14 protein-coding genes and 1 pseudogene are annotated in these 17,549 nt (G+C 65.6%); 9 read left to right on the top strand and 6 right to left on the bottom strand.

Going from position 1 to position 17,549, the window contains the following annotated elements:
- Positions 1 to 7 precede the first annotated feature (7 nt).
- The 3 genes from ACVMB1_RS23050 to ACVMB1_RS23040 all read right to left on the bottom strand — a co-directional run bounded on the left by ACVMB1_RS23050 (position 8) and on the right by ACVMB1_RS23040 (position 1,190).
- Positions 8 to 262, bottom strand: coding sequence for a hypothetical protein (locus ACVMB1_RS23050; protein WP_057015086.1), 255 nt, complete (start codon positions 260 to 262; stop codon positions 8 to 10).
- A 174-nt stretch (positions 263 to 436) separates the two neighbouring features.
- Complete coding sequence (locus ACVMB1_RS23045) at positions 437 to 712, bottom strand: hypothetical protein (RefSeq protein WP_028332704.1); 276 nt, start codon at positions 710 to 712, stop codon at positions 437 to 439.
- 13 nt (positions 713 to 725) lie between these two features.
- The gene (locus ACVMB1_RS23040) at positions 726 to 1,190 is read right to left on the bottom strand and encodes a hypothetical protein (protein WP_057014870.1); all 465 of its coding nucleotides are present in this window, start codon (positions 1,188 to 1,190) and stop codon (positions 726 to 728) included.
- 492 nt (positions 1,191 to 1,682) lie between these two features.
- Between ACVMB1_RS23040 and ACVMB1_RS23035 the strand changes: the two genes are divergently transcribed.
- The 7 genes from ACVMB1_RS23035 (at position 1,683) to ACVMB1_RS23005 (ending at position 10,277) form a co-directional block, all read left to right on the top strand.
- Entirely contained in the window at positions 1,683 to 1,772 is a 90-nt protein-coding gene (locus tag ACVMB1_RS23035; protein ID WP_016846764.1) for a K(+)-transporting ATPase subunit F, read from the top strand.
- A gap of 119 nt (positions 1,773 to 1,891) precedes the next feature.
- Positions 1,892 to 3,595 (top strand): potassium-transporting ATPase subunit KdpA, encoded by a 1,704-nt coding sequence (gene kdpA, locus ACVMB1_RS23030; protein WP_076823907.1) that lies wholly within the window; start codon positions 1,892 to 1,894, stop codon positions 3,593 to 3,595.
- A 23-nt stretch (positions 3,596 to 3,618) separates the two neighbouring features.
- On the top strand, positions 3,619 to 5,730 hold the full coding sequence (gene kdpB, locus ACVMB1_RS23025; protein WP_076823911.1) for a potassium-transporting ATPase subunit KdpB: 2,112 nt from the start codon (positions 3,619 to 3,621) through the stop codon (positions 5,728 to 5,730).
- Between the two features lie 113 nt (positions 5,731 to 5,843).
- On the top strand, positions 5,844 to 6,449 hold the full coding sequence (locus tag ACVMB1_RS23020; protein WP_057014873.1) for a K(+)-transporting ATPase subunit C: 606 nt from the start codon (positions 5,844 to 5,846) through the stop codon (positions 6,447 to 6,449).
- A gap of 39 nt (positions 6,450 to 6,488) precedes the next feature.
- Positions 6,489 to 9,200: a sensor histidine kinase gene (locus ACVMB1_RS23015; RefSeq protein WP_076823914.1), complete on the top strand. Its 2,712-nt coding sequence runs from the start codon at positions 6,489 to 6,491 to the stop codon at positions 9,198 to 9,200.
- On the top strand, positions 9,197 to 9,886 hold the full coding sequence (locus ACVMB1_RS23010; protein WP_057014875.1) for a response regulator: 690 nt from the start codon (positions 9,197 to 9,199) through the stop codon (positions 9,884 to 9,886). Before ACVMB1_RS23015 ends, ACVMB1_RS23010 begins: the two co-directional genes overlap by 4 nt.
- A 148-nt stretch (positions 9,887 to 10,034) precedes the next feature.
- Positions 10,035 to 10,277, top strand: coding sequence for a DUF6496 domain-containing protein (locus tag ACVMB1_RS23005; RefSeq protein ID WP_076823917.1), 243 nt, complete (start codon positions 10,035 to 10,037; stop codon positions 10,275 to 10,277).
- Between the two features lie 112 nt (positions 10,278 to 10,389).
- Here the strand turns inward: ACVMB1_RS23005 and ku are convergent, their stop codons facing one another.
- Positions 10,390 to 11,277 (bottom strand): non-homologous end joining protein Ku, encoded by an 888-nt coding sequence (gene ku, locus ACVMB1_RS23000; protein WP_057015087.1) that lies wholly within the window; start codon positions 11,275 to 11,277, stop codon positions 10,390 to 10,392.
- A gap of 116 nt (positions 11,278 to 11,393) precedes the next feature.
- Between ku and ligD the strand changes: the two genes are divergently transcribed.
- Positions 11,394 to 14,036: a DNA ligase D gene (gene ligD / locus ACVMB1_RS22995; RefSeq protein WP_076824211.1), complete on the top strand. Its 2,643-nt coding sequence runs from the start codon at positions 11,394 to 11,396 to the stop codon at positions 14,034 to 14,036.
- Between the two features lie 79 nt (positions 14,037 to 14,115).
- Here ligD and ACVMB1_RS22990 read toward each other — a convergent pair whose 3' ends face one another.
- Complete coding sequence (locus ACVMB1_RS22990) at positions 14,116 to 14,280, bottom strand: DUF3309 family protein (RefSeq protein ID WP_076823921.1); 165 nt, start codon at positions 14,278 to 14,280, stop codon at positions 14,116 to 14,118.
- A 168-nt stretch (positions 14,281 to 14,448) separates the two neighbouring features.
- On the opposite strand from ACVMB1_RS22990, the gene ACVMB1_RS22985 reads away from it, so the two are divergent.
- Entirely contained in the window at positions 14,449 to 14,757 is a 309-nt protein-coding gene (locus ACVMB1_RS22985) for a polyhydroxyalkanoic acid system family protein (RefSeq protein ID WP_038382949.1), read from the top strand.
- A gap of 9 nt (positions 14,758 to 14,766) precedes the next feature.
- Here the strand turns inward: ACVMB1_RS22985 and treY are convergent.
- A pseudogene (treY, locus tag ACVMB1_RS22980) lies at positions 14,767 to 17,548 on the bottom strand (malto-oligosyltrehalose synthase).
- Between the last annotated feature and the right edge of the window lies 1 nt (position 17,549).

Genomic DNA, 17,549 nt, shown 5'->3' with positions numbered 1-17,549 from the left:
GGGTGGCTCACGCCACGCGGATCGCGGGAAAGCTCGCGGTCTCGCCGCGCATATCGAGCTCGATCTCACGCGAAAGCTCGACGATCATTTCAGGATGCTGGCCGTTTTCGAACAGCGCGTATTTGACGGCCTGGGCGCGGTTGACGAACAGGCCGCCATAGAGGCCGTTCTGTTGCTGGGCGACCCACTGGCCGCGATGGTTGCGGCCGATGAAGACGACGGTGGACGCGGCGCTACACGAGGGAGGTTCGACGAGTTTCACGGTGGTGGTCCTTCTTTTTGTTTCTGACGCGTTTTCCTCGCGCGAACCGGTATCCGGCTCGCTCGAAAACGCTTCAGTCACGGTCACGCGATCAATGTCTGATTTGCGGGATATGAAATCGAGCGCGTGCGAGCAGCGACTTCATAGGAGCGGCATAGGATTTGTGAGGATGGTCTAGAGGCGCTGGACGATGCCGGTGCCGAGCGCGCACAGCGCGACATAGGCGGTCATCTCGTCCCAGTGATTGAGGTTTGCGGCAAACGGCATTTCGCGCTTGGCGATCCCGGCGAAGGCGCAGATCACGGCCGACATCCACAACAGCGTGACGAGGCCCTTGCCGAAGCCGGCGCCGGCGAACACGGCAAAGCCGATCATGATGGCAAGCCGGAAGCCGAAGCGGACCATGACCTGGACCGACTGCAGCTGCCGCGGCAGTTGTTTGGTGTCCACGGCCGCGCCGCCGTCAGCCGATATTGTCGACGAACAGCGGCTCGTACAGCGCGCGCGTGTCGCGACGGACGGTCGGCACGCTGGTTCGGCTATCGGGCGTCGAGATGCGCTGCGCCTCCACGAAGGCGCTGAGGATCGCGAGTGCAAGATCGGTGTGGTGGGTCTCGATCGACTGGTCGAGCCAGTCCGGCAGCTCGCGTTCGCGTGACAATGCGCAGTGCCACTCGCCCTCGTCATAGACCAGGCGGCGGATCTGCCATTGCGGCAGTTCCAGATCGAGCAGCGCGATCGCGGCGTCGGTCCAGGCGCCCGACTGGATCAGCCGCTCGACCTGGCGGGTCTTGCCGCTCTGTCCGACCGAGGGAAAGCGCCGGCAGGTCTGGCTGATGATGTCGGCCATGAATTCGGCTGTCACCGCATAGGCGTCGCGCAGCCGGTCGCCGAGATCGATGGAGGTGTTCTGGGAAAGTACGGACATGGCGTCATCTCGTCTTGCGCGGCCCAAGAAATCCAAGCTCAAGGCATTGGCCGCACGCTCAAAATGGCCGGAGTGCCATTTGAAAACGAGATGAGGCGGGGGACGGAGATATAGGCATTCCATAAAGACACGTCGTCCCGGCGAAGGCCGGGACCCATAACCACCGATTTCAGTTTTCGTGTCGCGCTGGGCCCAGCCATCACAAAACTCGGCCCTGTGGTTATGGGTCCCGGCCTTCGCCGGGACGACGGCTGCGCAGCTCGTGGCACTTATAGGATTCCTATAACGTCCTTACTCGCCACCTCTCGAAAACCTATGTCCCGGATGGCACCTCACGGCCATCCGGCGCGGGACGCCTATGCAATGGCCCGCGCCCTGTGACGCATAGGAGTCTCACATGATGGACATTCTCATGGCGGCGCTTGCGATCGGCTTCTTCGCGGCCGGCATCGGCTACGCCTACGCCTGCGAACGGCTGTAACGGAGGCGGCGATGATCTTCGATTACTCGCTCGCCGGCCTCGTCTCGCTCGGCCTGCTGTTCTACCTCACTTACGCATTGCTGCGGCCCGAACGCTTCTAGGCGGCCCGCGATGTCAGCGCTTTGCACAATTCTGTTAGCCGACGCGATGCTGACCGGGCTGTTGCTCGGCTTGTTCGCGTCGATGCTGCGCTTCGCTCCCATTCGAAAGGTTTGACGCAATGACCGTCATCGGCTGGATTCAAATTATTCTGTTCTGCGCGATCGTTGCCGCGCTGGTCAAACCGCTCGGCTGGTACATGACCCGCGTGTTCAACGGCGAGCGCACCTTCCTGGCGCCCGTGCTGCGCCCGGTCGAGCGCGGCATCTACTGGGTCGGCGGCGTCGACGAGCGGCGCGAGCAGCACTGGCTGACCTATACGGTCGCCATGCTGCTGTTCCATGTCGGCGGCTTCGCCATCATCTACGGCCTGATGCGGCTGCAGGCGGTGCTGCCGTTCAACCCGGCCGGACAGTCGGCGGTCGCCGAGGACCTTTCCTTCAACACCGCGATCTCCTTCATCACCAACACCAACTGGCAGAACTACGGCGGCGAGAGCACGCTGTCCTATCTGGTCCAGATGGTCGGCCTCACCCACCAGAATTTCCTGTCGGCGGCGACCGGCATCGCGCTGGCGATGGCGCTGATCCGCGGCTTCACCCGCTCGTCGATGCGCACCGTCGGCAATTTCTGGGTTGATGTCACGCGCTGCACGCTCTACGTGCTGCTGCCGATCTGCGTCGTCTACGCGCTGTTCCTGGTCTGGCAGGGCATGCCGCAGACGCTCGGCGCTTATGTCGACGCCACCACGCTGGAGGGCGGCAAGCAGACCATCGCGCTCGGGCCCGTGGCCTCGCAGGTCGCGATCAAGATGCTCGGCACCAATGGCGGCGGCTTCTTCAACGCCAACGCCGCGCATCCGTTCGAGAATCCGACCGCGCTGTCGAACCTCGTGCAGATGGTCTCGATCTTCGCACTCGGCGCCGCCATGACCAACGTGTTCGGCCGCATGGTCGGCAACGAGCGCCAGGGCTGGGCGATCTTCGCCGTGATGGGCATCCTGTTCGTCGCCGGCGTCACCGTCACCTACTGGGCGGAAGCCAACGGCACCTCGGCGCTGCACGCGCTCGGTCTCACCGGCGGCAACATGGAGGGCAAGGAGGTCCGCTTCGGCATCGTCGCGTCCTCGCTGTTCGCCGTCGTCACGACTGCCGCCTCCTGCGGCGCGGTCAATGCCATGCATGACAGCTTCACCGCGCTCGGCGGCATGATCCCGCTGATCAACATGCAGCTCGGCGAGGTCATCATCGGCGGCGTCGGCGCCGGCTTCTACGGCATGCTGCTGTTCGTCGTGCTGGCGATCTTCGTCGCCGGCCTGATGGTCGGCCGCACTCCGGAATATGTCGGCAAGAAGATCGAGGCGCGCGAGGTCAAGATGGCGATGCTCGCGATCCTGGTGCTGCCGCTGATGTATCTCGGCTGGACCGCGGTCGGCGTGGTACTGCCGTCGGCGGTGGCCTCGATGGCGAACTCCGGCCCGCACGGCTTCACCGAGGTGCTGTACGCGTTCACCTCGGCGACCGGCAACAACGGCTCGGCCTTCGCGGGCCTCACCGGCAACACCCTGTTCTACAATCTGACGCTCGCCTCCGCGATGTTCGTCGGCCGCTTCTTCATGATCGTGCCGGCGATGGCCATTGCAGGTTCGCTGGTCGAGAAGAAGTCGATCCCGGCCTCGGCGGGCACCTTCCCGACCACCGGCGGGCTGTTCGTCGGCCTCGTCATCGGCGTGATCCTGATCATCGGCGGTCTCACCTTCTTCCCGGCGCTGGCGCTCGGGCCGATCGTCGAGCACCTCGCCATGAACGCCAACACCCTGTTCTGATCGAATTGTCCGGAGTGACAACCATGGAAACCACAAGACTGCAAAAGCAGGTGACGGCGTCGACCATGTTCGACCCGAAGATCCTGGTGCCGGCGATCCGCTCGGCCTTCGTCAAGCTCGATCCTAGGCTGATGGCGAAGAACCCCGTGATGTTCGTGGTCGAGGTCGTGGCCGCGTTGACCACGGTGATCTTCGTCCGCGACCTCGTCACCGGCAGCGCCAATCTCGGCTTCACCTTCCAGATTATCCTCTGGCTCTGGTTCACGGTGCTGTTCGCCAACTTCGCCGAGGCCGTTGCCGAAGGCCGCGGCAAGGCGCAGGCGGAATCGCTGAAAAAGACCCGCACCGAGAGCCAGGCCAAGCTGCTCACCGGCACCGACCGGACCTATCGCATGGTGCCCGGCACCTCGCTGAAGGTCGGCGACGTCGTGCTGGTCGAGGCCGGCGACAACATCCCGTCCGACGGCGAGGTGATCGAAGGCGTGGCCTCGGTCAATGAAGCCGCGATCACGGGTGAATCCGCGCCCGTGATCCGCGAGTCCGGCGGCGACCGTTCCGCGGTCACCGGCGGCACCCAGGTGCTGTCGGACTGGATCCGTGTCCGCATCACCGCAGCCCAGGGCTCGACCTTCATCGACCGCATGATCAGGCTGGTGGAGGGCGCCGAGCGGCAGAAGACGCCGAACGAGATCGCGCTCAACATCCTGCTGGCCGGCCTCACCATCATCTTCGTGTTCGCGACGGTGACGATCCCGAGCTATGCGGCCTATGCCGGCGGCTCGATTTCGGTCGTGGTGTTGGTGGCGCTGTTCGTGACGCTGATCCCGACCACGATCGGCGCGCTTCTGTCGGCGATCGGCATCGCCGGCATGGACCGCCTGGTGCGCTTCAACGTGCTGGCGATGTCTGGCCGCGCGGTGGAGGCTGCCGGCGACGTCGATACGCTGCTGCTGGACAAGACCGGCACCATCACGCTCGGCAACCGCCAGGCGACCGCATTCCGTCCGATCCGCGGCGTCGCCGAGCAGGACCTCGCCGACGCAGCGCAGCTTGCCTCGCTGGCCGACGAGACGCCGGAAGGCCGCTCGATCGTGGTGCTCGCCAAGGAGAAATACGGCATCCGCGGACGCGACATGCATGAGCTTGCCGCGACCTTCGTGCCGTTCACCGCGCAGACCCGCATGAGCGGCATCGATGCCGGCACGTCGTCGGTCCGCAAGGGCGCGGTGGACGCGATCCTTGCCTATATCGACGGCGGCTCGCCCCGCACCGTCGCCTCGGGCAACACCGTCCGCGCGCTCGCGGCGACGATGAGCGCCGAAGCGCGCGAGATCCAGTCGATCGCCGACGAGATCGCAAAGGCCGGCGGCACGCCGCTGGCCGTCGCCAAGGACGGCAAGCTGCTCGGCGTCGTGCACCTGAAGGACATCGTCAAGGGCGGTATCCGCGAGCGCTTTGCCGAACTGCGCCGCATGGGCATCCGCACCGTGATGATCACCGGCGACAACCCGATGACCGCGGCCGCGATCGCGGCCGAGGCCGGCGTCGACGACTTCCTGGCGCAGGCAACCCCCGAGGACAAGCTCAAGCTGATCCGCGACGAGCAGTCCAAGGGCAAGCTGGTCGCGATGTGCGGCGACGGCACCAACGACGCGCCGGCGCTGGCGCAGGCCGATGTCGGCGTCGCCATGAACACCGGCACGCAGGCCGCCCGCGAGGCCGGCAACATGGTCGACCTCGATTCCAACCCGACCAAGCTGATCGAGGTGGTCGAGATCGGCAAGCAGCTGCTGATGACCCGCGGCGCGCTGACCACGTTCTCGATCGCCAACGACGTCGCGAAGTACTTTGCGATCATCCCGGCGATGTTCCTCGCGTTCTATCCGCAGCTTCAGGTGCTGAACGTGATGCACCTGGCGAGTCCGCAAAGCGCGATCCTGTCGGCGATCATCTTCAATGCGCTGATCATCATCGCGCTGATTCCCTTGGCGCTGAAGGGCGTCAAGTATCGCGCGGTGGGTGCCGGCGCGCTGCTCGGCCGTAACCTGATGATCTACGGTCTCGGCGGCATCGTCATCCCGTTCATCGGCATCAAGGCGATCGACCTCGTCGTCGCCGCTTTGGGCCTGGCTTAACCACAACGTCATTGCGAGGAGCGAAGCGACGAAGCAATCCATCCATCCGTTATGCCGATCCATGGATTGCTTCGCTTCGCTCGCAATGACGAAAGAGATTTAGGAGACCAGTCATGCTGAAAGAAATCCGCCCCGCCATCCTCGTGCTGGTCCTGCTGACCGCGATCACGGGCCTTGCCTATCCGCTCGCCATCACCGGCATCGCCGGCGTCATCTTCCCGCGCCAGGCGCAAGGCAGCCTGATCGAGCAGGACGGCAAGGTGATCGGCTCCGCCCTGATCGGGCAGGAGTTCAAGGAAGATAAATACTTCCATGGCCGGCCGTCGGCGACGGTCGCGCCCGATCCGAACGACTCCACGAAGACAGTGCCGGCGCCCTACAACGCGGCCAATTCCGGCGGCTCCAACCTCGGCCCGACCAGCAAGGCGCTGAACGACCGGGTCAAGGAGGATGTCGAGAAGCTGAAGGCGGAGAACCCGTCCGCCAGCGTGCCGGTCGATCTTGTGACCACGTCGGGCAGCGGGCTCGATCCGGATATCTCGCCGGACGCCGCGCTGTTCCAGGTGCCGCGGGTCGCCAAAGCGCGCAGCATGTCCGAGGACGCAGTGCGTGAGCTGGTGACGCAGAACACGCAGGGCCGCTTCGCCGGCGTGATCGGCGAGCCCCGTGTTAACGTTCTTGCGCTCAACCTGGCGCTCGACGCGGCAAAGCCAAAATAGGAGAGTAGGCTGCCCCTCGCAGGATGACTATATTGCGGTATGGCCAATCAGCGCGACCCTGACAAACGACCCTCGCCGGATGCGCTGCTGGAGGCGGCGCGCCGGGAGACCGATCGATCGGGACGGCTGAAGATCTTCATCGGCGCCGCCCCCGGCGTCGGCAAGACCTACGAGATGCTCTCGAGCGCCCACGCCCGCCTGAAGGCGGGCGTCGACGTCGTGGTCGGCGTCGTCGAAACCCACGGTCGGGTCGAGACCGAGACGCTGCTCAGGGGTCTCGAGGTGCTGCCGCGGAAGCGGCTGACCTATCGCGACCAGACGCTAGAGGAGATGGACCTCGATGCATTGATCGCGCGGCGGCCGCAGCTCGCGCTGGTCGACGAGCTCGCCCATACCAACGCGCCGGGCAGCCGGCATCCCAAGCGCTATCTCGACGTCGAGGAGCTGCTGTCGCACGGCATCGACGTCTATACCGCGATCAACATCCAGCACATCGAGAGCCTCAACGACGTCGTCGCGCAGATCACCCATGTACGGGTGCGCGAGACGGTGCCCGACTCGGTGGTCGATCGCGCCGATGCCATCGAGCTGATCGACCTGACGCCCGACGACCTGATCCAGCGGCTGAAGGAGGGCAAGGTCTATGTGCCCAAGCAGGCCGAGCGGGCGCTGGAACACTATTTCTCGCCCGGCAATCTCACCGCGCTGCGCGAGCTGGCGCTGCGCCGCACGGCCGAGCGGGTCGACGAGCAGCTGCTCAACCACATGCAGGCCAATGCGATTGCCGGACCCTGGGCCGCCGGCGAGCGCATCCTGGTCTGCCTGAGCGAGGATCCGCGCGCGGCCGGCCTCGTGCGCTACACCAAGCGCCTCGCCGACCGGCTGCATGCGCAATGGACCGCGGTCAGCATCGAGACGCGGCGCAGCCTGCAACTTTCCGACGAGCAGCGCGACCGGCTGGCCGACACCATGCGGCTCGCGGAATCGCTCGGCGGCGAGGCGCTGACGCTGCCCGGCGTCGGCCGCCGTATCGCCGACGACGTCATCAATTTCGCCCAGGCCAACAACGTCACCCAGATCATCATCGGCAAGTCGACGCGCTCGCGCTGGTTCGAGCTGACGCATGGGTCCGTGGTGCACGATCTGGTGCGTCGCGCCGGCAATATCAGCGTCAACGTGATCGCCGGCGACGAGCTGCCGGTCGGCAAGGCGGCGGTGCAGACCGCGCAGCGGCAGGAGCCGTTCAATCCGCGGCCCTATCTGATGGCGCTGCTGCTGGCGGCGCTCGGGCTCGGCGCGGCCAAGCTGATCCAGCCGTTCTTCGGCATCGAGAATGTCGACCTCGTGTTCCTCACCGCCGTGGTCGGCGCCGCGGCGCGCTACGGCCTCGGGCCGTCGCTGCTGGCGAGCGTCGCGGCCTCGCTGTGCTACAATTTCTTCTTCCTGCCGCCGGTCTATACCTTCACCATCACCGACCCGACCAATGTCGCGGCGTTCTTCTTCTTCATGCTGATCGCGCTGCTGGTCTCCAACGTCGCGGCGCGGGTGCGCACCCAGGCCGACACCGCGATCAGCCGGGTCCGCACCACCGAATCGCTCTACGCCTTCAGCCGCAAGCTCGCCGGCACCGCGACACTGGACGACGTGCTGTGGGCGACCGCCTACCAGATTGCGCTGATGCTCAAGGTGCGCGTGGTGCTGCTGCTGCCGGAGGACGGCATGCTGACCGTCAAGAGCGGCTATCCGCCGGAGGATCAGCTCGACCAGGCCGATCTTGCCGCCGCCAACTGGGCCTGGGGCAACGACCGTCCGGCCGGCCGCGGCTCCGACACGCTGCCGGGGGGAAAACGGCTGTTCCTGCCGATGCGCACCGGCCGCGGCCCGATCGGGGTGATCGGCATCGACGACGACCGCACCGGGCCCTTGCTGACGCCGGACCAGCGCCGGCTGCTCGATGCGCTGGTCGATCAGGGCGCGCTGGCGATCGAGCGCGTGCTGCTGGTCGAGGACATGGACCGCGTCAAGCGCACGGTGGAATCCGACCGGCTGCGCGGCGCGCTCCTGACCTCGATTTCGCACGATCTCAAGACGCCGCTGGCCTCGGTGCTCGGCTCGGCCTCGGCGCTGCGCGACCTCGGCGCCAACCTGAGCGATGCGCAGAAGCACGATCTGCTCGCCACCGTGATCGACGAGTCCGAGCGGCTGAATCGGTTCATCGCCAATCTGCTCGACATGACCAAGCTGGAATCCGGCGCGATCGTGCCGAACACGGCGCGCCATGATGTCGGCGAGATCGTCGGCAGCGCGCTGCGGCGGGCGAGCAAGATCCTGGTGCATCACCGGGTGTCGCTGGAGCTCGCGGCCGATCTGCCGATGCTGGAGCTCGACGCCGTGCTGTTCGAGCAGGTGCTGTTCAACCTGCTCGACAACGCTGCCAAATACGCCCCGTCGGACACCACGATCTCGATCCGCGGCGCCCGCGATCGCGACACCATCGCGCTGCAGATCCTCGATGAAGGCAACGGGATTCCCGCGGCCGAGCTCGAAAGCGTGTTCGACAAATTCTATCGCGCCGAGAAGGGCGACCATGTCCGTCCCGGTACCGGCCTCGGGCTTGCGATTTCGCGCGGCTTCGTCGAGGCGATGCGCGGCACGATCGCGGCGGCCAACCGCGCCGACCGCAGCGGCGCCGTCATCACCATCCGCCTGCCGATCCCTGCCGACACCAACGCGCTGGACACTGCTGCATGAACGCGACGCCGATCAAGGTCCTGGTCATCGACGACGAGCCGCCGATCCGCAAGTTGCTGCGGATGGGGCTGAGCACGCAGGGCTATGACATCCTCGAGGCATCCAACGGCAAGCTGGCGCTGGAGATGCTGGGTGAGGGACCGGCGCTGATCATCCTCGACCTCGGATTGCCCGACATTCAGGGCCATGACCTCTTGCGCATGATCCGCGGCCGCAACGAGAGCGTGCCGATCGTGGTGCTGTCGAGCCGCGGCGACGAGGCCGGCAAGGTGCAGGCGCTCGATCTCGGCGCCGACGACTACCTGACCAAGCCGTTCGGCATGGACGAATTGCTGGCGCGGCTGCGCGCGGCGCTGCGGCACCAGTTGCAGGTGCAGGGCGAGCGGCCGGTGTTTCGCTCCGGCGATCTTTCGGTCGATCTGGTGCGCCGGATCGTCAAGGTCGGCGACAAAGAGATCAAGCTGTCGCCGAAGGAATATGACCTGTTGCGCGTGCTGGTTCAGCATGCCGGCAAGGTGCTGACCCACCGCTTCCTCTTGAAGGAATTGTGGGACGAACTGACCGACGCGCAATATCTGCGCGTCTATGTGCGCCAGCTCCGCCAGAAGATCGAGGCCGACCCGGAGCGTCCGCAATTCGTGCTGACCGAGACCGGCATCGGCTATCGGCTGCGCGCGGCGGACTAACAGGTAGCCCGGATGAGCGAAGCGATATCCGGGGCATCTCCCGCATGTCGCTGCGCTCATGCGGGCTACGTTGGTGCCGGCGTCCGACGACACCAAACGGAACTTTCGCTGCCATCGAGGCTTGTTTTCCCTCACCGGGAGAAAACCCATGGCAAGGAAATATTCGCGGAAGGCATCGCGCGATGTCGAGGGCGCGATGAAGAAACGCAAGGCAGGCACGCTGCGCAGCGGCCGCTCCAAGAAGAAGGTGAAGAGCCGCAAGCAGGCGATCGCGATCGGCTTGTCCGAGGCACGCGCCAAGGGCAGGAAAGTGCCGAAGAAGTCGTCAAAGAAGAAGACGGCGAAGAAGCGCAAGACTGCCAAGAAGCGGAAGAGCTCGAAGAAGAAGTAGCGGACGAGTTGCATCCATCCGTCATTGCGAGGAGCGTAGCGACGAAGCAATCCATCCCTCCGCGTATGTGGAGAGATGGATTGCTTCGCTGCGCTCGCAAGGACGAGAGATCTCATCCCGCCTTGCGTCGCCGCGCGCTTGACCGGTGCGCCTTCTTGGCGGCGCGGCGATGCGGGGTCGGGCGGCGCGCGGTGGAGCGCGAGCGCCTTGCGCCGCTCTTGCCGCCTTTCAGGCTCTGCTGCAGCGCGTCCATCAGGCTCACGACGTTGCTTGGCTTCTCCTCGCGCTCGGCGGCCTTGATCGGCTTGCCGGCCGCCTTGCGGCGGACCAGGGCCTTCAGCGCGGTCTCGTACTCGTCCTTGAATTTCGACGGATCGAAATGCGCGGCCTTGCTGTCGAGGATATGGCCGGCGAGCTCGATCATGTCCTTCGTGACCTTCGGGCTCCTGATGTCGTCGAAATAATCGTCGGCGTCGCGCAGCTCGTAGGGGTAACGCAAGGTGGTGCCGAGCATGCCCTTGTCGAGCGGCTCGATCGCGATCACATGCTCGCGGTTGGTCAGCACGATCCGCGCCAGCGCGACGCGGTCCTGATCCTTCATGGCGTCGCGGATCACCGCGAACGCGTCGACGCCGGCCTTGCCGTCGGGCCTGATGTAGTAGGGGTGGTCGAGATAGCGCTTGTCGATCTCGCCCTCGGGCACGAAGCTGTCGATGTCGATGGTATGGTTGCTCTCGATCTGCACCGCTTCGAGCTCGTCCTTCTCGATCTCGACATATTTGCCCTTGCTGACCTCGTAGCCGCGGCCCTTCTGATCGCCCTCGACAACGTCGCCGGTCTCGGTATCGACCATCTGCTGCTTCAGCCGGTTGCCGGTCTCCCGGTTGATCATGTGGAAGCGGGTCTTCTCGACCGCGGTCGAGGCCGGGTAGAGCGCCACCGGGCATGACACCAGCGAGAGCTTGAGCGTGCCTTTCCAGTAGGCGCGGGGAGCGGCCATGATCGCCTCCAAACAGCTTGAGTTTGGAACTTGAACGGATACCGTGGGTTTTGGTTCCTGATGGCCGCACGGAGGCGGCGGCCGTCGTTTGCGCCGAGGGTTTGCCGAGGTTTGTTGTGTCGCTGAGAAACCTGTCCACCTATCGCAAGAAGCGCGACTTCGAGAAGACCAACGAGCCGTCGGGCGACGTCAAGGTCGCACCGAGCAAGCAGCGGCGCTTCGTCATCCAGAAGCACGACGCGACGCGGTTGCATTACGATCTGCGGCTCGAATTCGACGGCGTCTTCAAGTCCTGGGCGGTGACGCGCGGGCCCTCGCTCGATCCGCATGACAAGCGGCTGGCGGTGGAGGTCGAGGATCATCCGCTCGACTATGGCGATTTCGAAGGCACCATTCCCGAAGGCCAGTACGGCGGCGGCACGGTGCAGCTGTGGGATCGCGGCACTTGGGAATCGGACGATCCCGAGCGCGGCTTCAAGAAGGGCGACCTGAAGTTCACGCTTGAGGGCGACAAGCTGCACGGCAGCTGGGTGCTGGTGCGGATGAAGGGCGACCGCTTTGGCGGCAAGCGCACCAACTGGCTCCTGATCAAGCACCGCGACGAATATGCCGTTGACGGCAACGGCGAGGAGATCCTCGACGAGGACCGTTCGGTCGCCTCCGGACGCTCGATGGCGCAGATCGCGGCCGGCAAGGGCCGGGCGCCGAAGCCGTTCATGCTGGCCAAGGGCAACGGCAAGGCCAAGGCGGACGCGGTCTGGCAGTCCAACCACGGCATGGCTGCGGACGCGCGCGCCAGGACCAAGGCGCCGGCGCCCAAGGAGCGGCTGAAAGTGACGCGGCAGGCGAAACCGAAGCAGGTATCGGAGATGCCCGATTTCGTCGCGCCGCAGCTCTGCGCCGCGGTGGAGTCTCCACCCAATGGCACGGGCTGGTGCCACGAGATCAAGTTCGACGGTTACCGCGTGCAGCTCCGCGTCGAAGACGGCGAGGCCGTGCTGAAGACGCGCAAGGGGCTCGACTGGACCGCCAAGTTCGGCGCGATCGTGAAGGAGGCGGAGAAGCTGCCCGACGCGCTGATCGATGGCGAGATCGTCGCGCTCGACAAGAACGGCACGCCGCATTTTTCGACGCTGCAGGCCGCGCTCTCCGACGGCAAGACGGATCGGCTGATCTTCTACGCGTTCGACCTGCTGTTCGCCGGCACCGAGGACCTGCGCCCGCTGCCGCTCGCCGAGCGCAAGACGCGGCTGAAGCAATTGCTCGCGGCGCGCAAGGGCAAGAACCCTCTGATCCGCTATGTCGAACATTTCGAGCAGCGCGGCGAGGCGGTGCTGGAATCCGCGCGCAAGCTCGGCCTCGAAGGCATCGTCTCCAAACGGCTCGACGGCGCCTACCGTTCCAGTCGCTCCGACGACTGGACCAAGGCAAAAATCCGCGCCGGCCATGAGGTGGTGCTCGGCGGCTGGAAGACCACCAATGGCAAATTTCGCTCGCTGATGGCGGGCGTCTATCGCGGCGATCATCTGGCGTTTGTCGGCATCGTCGGCACCGGCTTCGGCCAGGACACGGTCCGCCGCATCATGCCGGCACTGAAGGCGGCGGAGGCGGACAAGAACCCGTTCGGCGGCAAGGACGCGCCGAAGAAGACCCGCGACGTGCACTGGCTCAAGCCGGAGCTGGTCGCCGAGATCGAGTTCGCCGGCTGGACCGACGCCGGCAATATCCGCCAGGCCGCCTTCAAGGGCCTGCGCCAGGACAAGCCGGCGCACGAGGTCGAGGCCGAGCGGCCGGTTGTAACCAAAGTGGTGAAGCCGATGGCCAAGGGCGCGGCGAAGAAGGGTACCGGGAAGGCGTCCAGCGAGGTGATGGGCGTCGTCATCTCGCACCCGGACAAGGCGCTGTGGCCCGATGCGGGCGATGGCGAGCCGGTGACCAAGCTCGACCTCGCGAACTATTTCGAGGCGGTCGGCGAATGGATGATCTCCTATCTCAAGGGCCGGCCGTGCTCGATCGTGCGTGCGCCCGACGGCATCAAGGGCGAGACCTTCTTCCAGCGTCATGCGATGGCCGGCACATCAAAACTGCTCAAGCTTGCGAAGGTCTCGGGCGACCGTAAACCCTATTTGCAGATCGACCAGATCGAGGGCCTGGCAGCAGTCGCGCAGCTCGGCGGTCTCGAGCTGCATCCCTGGAATTGCGCGCCCGATGCCTATGACACGCCGGGCCGGCTGGTGTTCGATCTCGATCCCGCGCCCGATGTTGCATTCACCGACGTGATCGACGCCGCCAAGGACATGCGGCAACGGCTGACCGCGGTCGGCCTCGAAAGCTTCTGCAAGACCACCGGCGGCAAGGGGCTGCACGTCGTCACACCGCTGCTCGCAGGCAGCAGGGACAAGGTGACGTGGAAGGAAGCCAAGGCGTTCGCACAGGCGGTCTGCCAGTGGATGGCGCAGGACGATCCCGAGCGCTATCTGATCAACATGTCCAAGGCCAAGCGCACGGGAAAGATCTTCCTCGACTATTTGCGCAACGACAGGATGTCGACGGCGGTCGCGGTGTTGTCGCCGCGGGCGCGTCCGGGGGCGACAGTGTCGATGCCGCTGACCTGGCCGCAGCTGCGCGGTGATCTCGATCCGAAGAAATTCACGCTGCGCACCGTGCCGGCCTTGCTCGCGAAGACGAAGGCCTGGGATGGCTACGAGGACGCAGCGTCGTCGATCAAGTCGGCGATGAAGAAGCTCGCGGCCAAGTAAGCGCCGTCCAACGAAGCACCACCCGCTTTCGCGGGTGATGCTGGTCGTCGATATCGGCAGGACGCAACGCTACCAAGGGCTACAGTCGTCCCATCAGGAGCAGGATCAGCAGAATCACGACGACCAGGCCGAGCCCGCCGCCGCCGTAATAGCCGGTACCGTAAAACGGTCCGCCGCCGATGCCGCTGAAGCCGCCAAGCAGCGCAATGACCAGGATGATGAGAATGATCGTTCCAATTGACATCTAGCGTCTCCTCAGCCCCGCGGGCCCGTCTCGTTTCTGCCCTTCGGGAAGGAAAACAACCCGTAACTGTGAAGGTTCCGGAGTTGGCGCTGTGATAAACCTGTGTGGTTCTTCCGTTTGCCTTGGAACAGAACTACATCAACCAAACCCACGGAGGAGTGCATCGCAATGTCGGCGCCGCTGATCGTTTCGATACCCCATAGCCTCGGCCGCGACGAGGCGATGCGCCGCTTGAAAACGGGCCTGTCGCGCGCGACGGCGAACCTGCCGGTCATAAGCGTCGACGAGGAGCGCTGGGACGACAACCGGATGAGCTTTCGTGTCCGGGCGCTGGGGCAGGTCGCGGCCGGGCATGTCGATGTCGAGGATGCCCATGTGCGCGTCGAGGTGACGCTGCCGTGGCTGCTGCAACGGTTCGCCGAGGTCGCGCAGGTGGCGATCCAGAAGCGCGGGAAATTGCTGCTGACCAAGCGCTGACGCAGGACGTCAGGCGTGCGAGCGGGCCGGCCTTGCGGTGCGTTTCGTCCCCGCGACCTTTGTCTTGAGCACGGCAACCGGCAGATTGCCGAACAGTTCCGGGAGCTGAATCCGGGTTGCGCCATCCCTGAGCGCATATCCAGCCGCGTCGATTTCACCTTCAAAAGCCTCGGGGCGCGGCCAGCTGCGGCCGCCCTGCGTGAACGGGGCGAATGACCTTGCCACCGCAACGATGGCCGCCTCGCGGCCATGGCGCCGCGCGAAGGCAATGACGTGATCGCGGTGCGGGCCGCTGACCGCGAGCGGCACGTAGTCGCCGCTGGTGAACACATCGGCCATCTCGTTGCGGAGCCGGAGCAGATGCCGCGTCCATGCGAATTTGAGGCGGCCGTCGCGCCAGTCTTGCGCCAGCGCATCCCAATCCGGCGTCTCCAGTGCTGCGAGCATTCCCGCCCGTTCGGCAAAGTCGACCGGGCGGCGGTTGTCCGGGTCGACCAGCGAAAGATCCCAGCTTTCGGTGCCCTGGTAGAAATCCGGCACGCCCCGGCATGGTTGCCTTCAGCGTGATCTGGCTGAGCGAATTCAGCGCGCCGATCAACGCGGTCCGTTGCGCCAGCGTCCCCAGCGCATCGAGGAATTCCGGCGAGGTCTTGCGATCGAGGATCCGCTCGATGAAGGCTTTCACGCCGGCCTCGTAAGGCTGGTGCGGATTGAGCCAGCTGGTTTCCTGCTTGCCCTCGCGCGCCGCCTTCAGCGCGTAGGCCTGGATGCGGGCGGCGAGCGACGCATCATCGGGATCCCAGGCGCCGAGCAGGGCCTGATACAGCATGTATTCGAACGTCGCCGATGGCGCGCGCATCTCGCCGTCGAGCACCAGATGCGGCGCATTCAGCACCTTCCAGCGCGCCACCGCGCTGGTCCATTCGCCGGGGATTTCCGCAAGCGCCATGATGCGGGCGCGGGCGTCCTCGCCGCGCTTGGTGTCGTGGGTCGCGGTCGCCGTCATGCCGTGCGGCCATTCGCGGGCGCGGGCCTGCATCATGGCGTGAAAGGCCTCCGCTGCGATCGCACCCGCCGCCGGATCGCCGCCAACCTCGTTGAGCGCCAGCAGCCGGTGATAGCGATAGAAGGCGGTATCCTCCAGCGACTTCGCCATCATCGGCCCGGTGAATTGCTGCACCTTCAGCGCGAAGCGTCGCACCCGCGGCGCGCCATGCGGCGGCCGGCCGGGCTGCAAAAGGTCCATGGTCAAGGCATCGCGCAGGAAATCGAAGATACCCTCGTCGGCGGCGAACCAGTCGGCGCGAGCGCGCTCGATGGTCTCGCTGATCAGCGTGCGGTCATGCGCGGCGGGGCCGGAAGCGGTCAGATAGGTGCGATAGACCGGAAAGTGCAGCACATAGAGCTCGAGCGCCTGCCGCAGACTGTCGCCGGAGAAGTCGCGGGTCGAGTAGTGTCCGCTGGCAATGCGCGCGAGCAGCCGCGCCAGCACGGTGAATTCGCTGGTGAGCAGTGTCTCCAGCACGCGTTGCTTGGCCTCGCGCAACACTGGCGTCAGGTTCGGCGACTGGTTGCTGATCTGGCGCCAGATCTCGTTCAGCGGATCGAGGCCGCGACCGTCGACCAGTGCCTGGCTGATCGTGTTCATCCATTCATAGCCGGTGGTGCCGTGAACGCCGCTGAATTTCGGCAGCTTCTCGTCCTCGCCGAGGATCTTCTCGATCACCATGTAGAACGGCCTGGCCTTCGCGCCCTGCGCGGAGCGGATCAGGCGGCGCAGCCGCTGGAAGTACTGCGCGGGATCGCGCAGGCCGTCGATATGGTCGAGCCGCAGGCCCTGCAGCCGGTCTTCGGCGATCAGCCGCTTCACGAGGTTGTGGCTCGCCTCGAAGGTCGCGGCGTCCTCGACCCTGAGGCCGGCCAGCGTGTTGACGTCGAAGAAGCGGCGATAGTTGATGTCGCTGGACGCCAGCCGCCAGTGGCCGAGCTTGTAGTGCTGGCGTTCCAGCAAATGATGCAGGGCCAGCGTCTGGGTCGGGCGGTCCTCGCCGGCGCGATAGGCATCGAGGCCGCGTGCGATGATGTCGGCGCCGCCCTCGATCGCCTTGATCGCCGCCTTCAGCGCCGGCGCTTCGACGCGGTTGGGGCGACGCAGCGCCCGGTATTGCGCGGCGAGCTCGAGCATCGCGCGTCCGGTCGGGCTGTCTTCGGCCGCGGCCTCGCGGACGATGGTGCGCAGCACCTCGCCATAGCGCTCCGGCGCGATCGGCAGGCGGTGCTCGAAATACCAGGCCGAGAAGCTGCCCTCGTTCGCGTCATAGCGCAGCTCGATGTCGCCGCGCTCCAGCGCCTGGCCATAGGACGAGCCGAGGATCGGCAACAGCACGCCGCCGCGCGCGCGATAGGGCAGCTGGTCCCAGTCGATGTCGAAGGAGACCGCGTGCGGCGACGCCGGTCCCCATTCCAGCACATCGAGCCACCACGGATTGTCGGCGAAGTGAACGCCGACATGGTTCGGCACGAAATCCAGGATCAGGCCGAGATCATGGCGCTTCAATGCGTCGCTCAGCCGCGCAAAGCCCTCCTCGCCGCCGAGCTCCGGATTGAATTTGGTGTGGTCGACGACGTCATAGCCGTGGGTCGAGCCCTTGCGCGCCTTCATGAAGGGCGACGCATAGACATGGCTGATGCCGAGCGCCTTGAGATACGGCGCCACGCCGGCGGCGGCATCGAAGTCAAAATCGGCAGTGAGTTGCAGACGGTAGGTCGCGATCGGGATCGCCGGAGGCATT

The sequence above is a fragment of the Bradyrhizobium sp. USDA 4504 genome (genome assembly GCF_054063995.1).
This window is presented reverse-complemented; position numbering and strand designations above follow the sequence as displayed.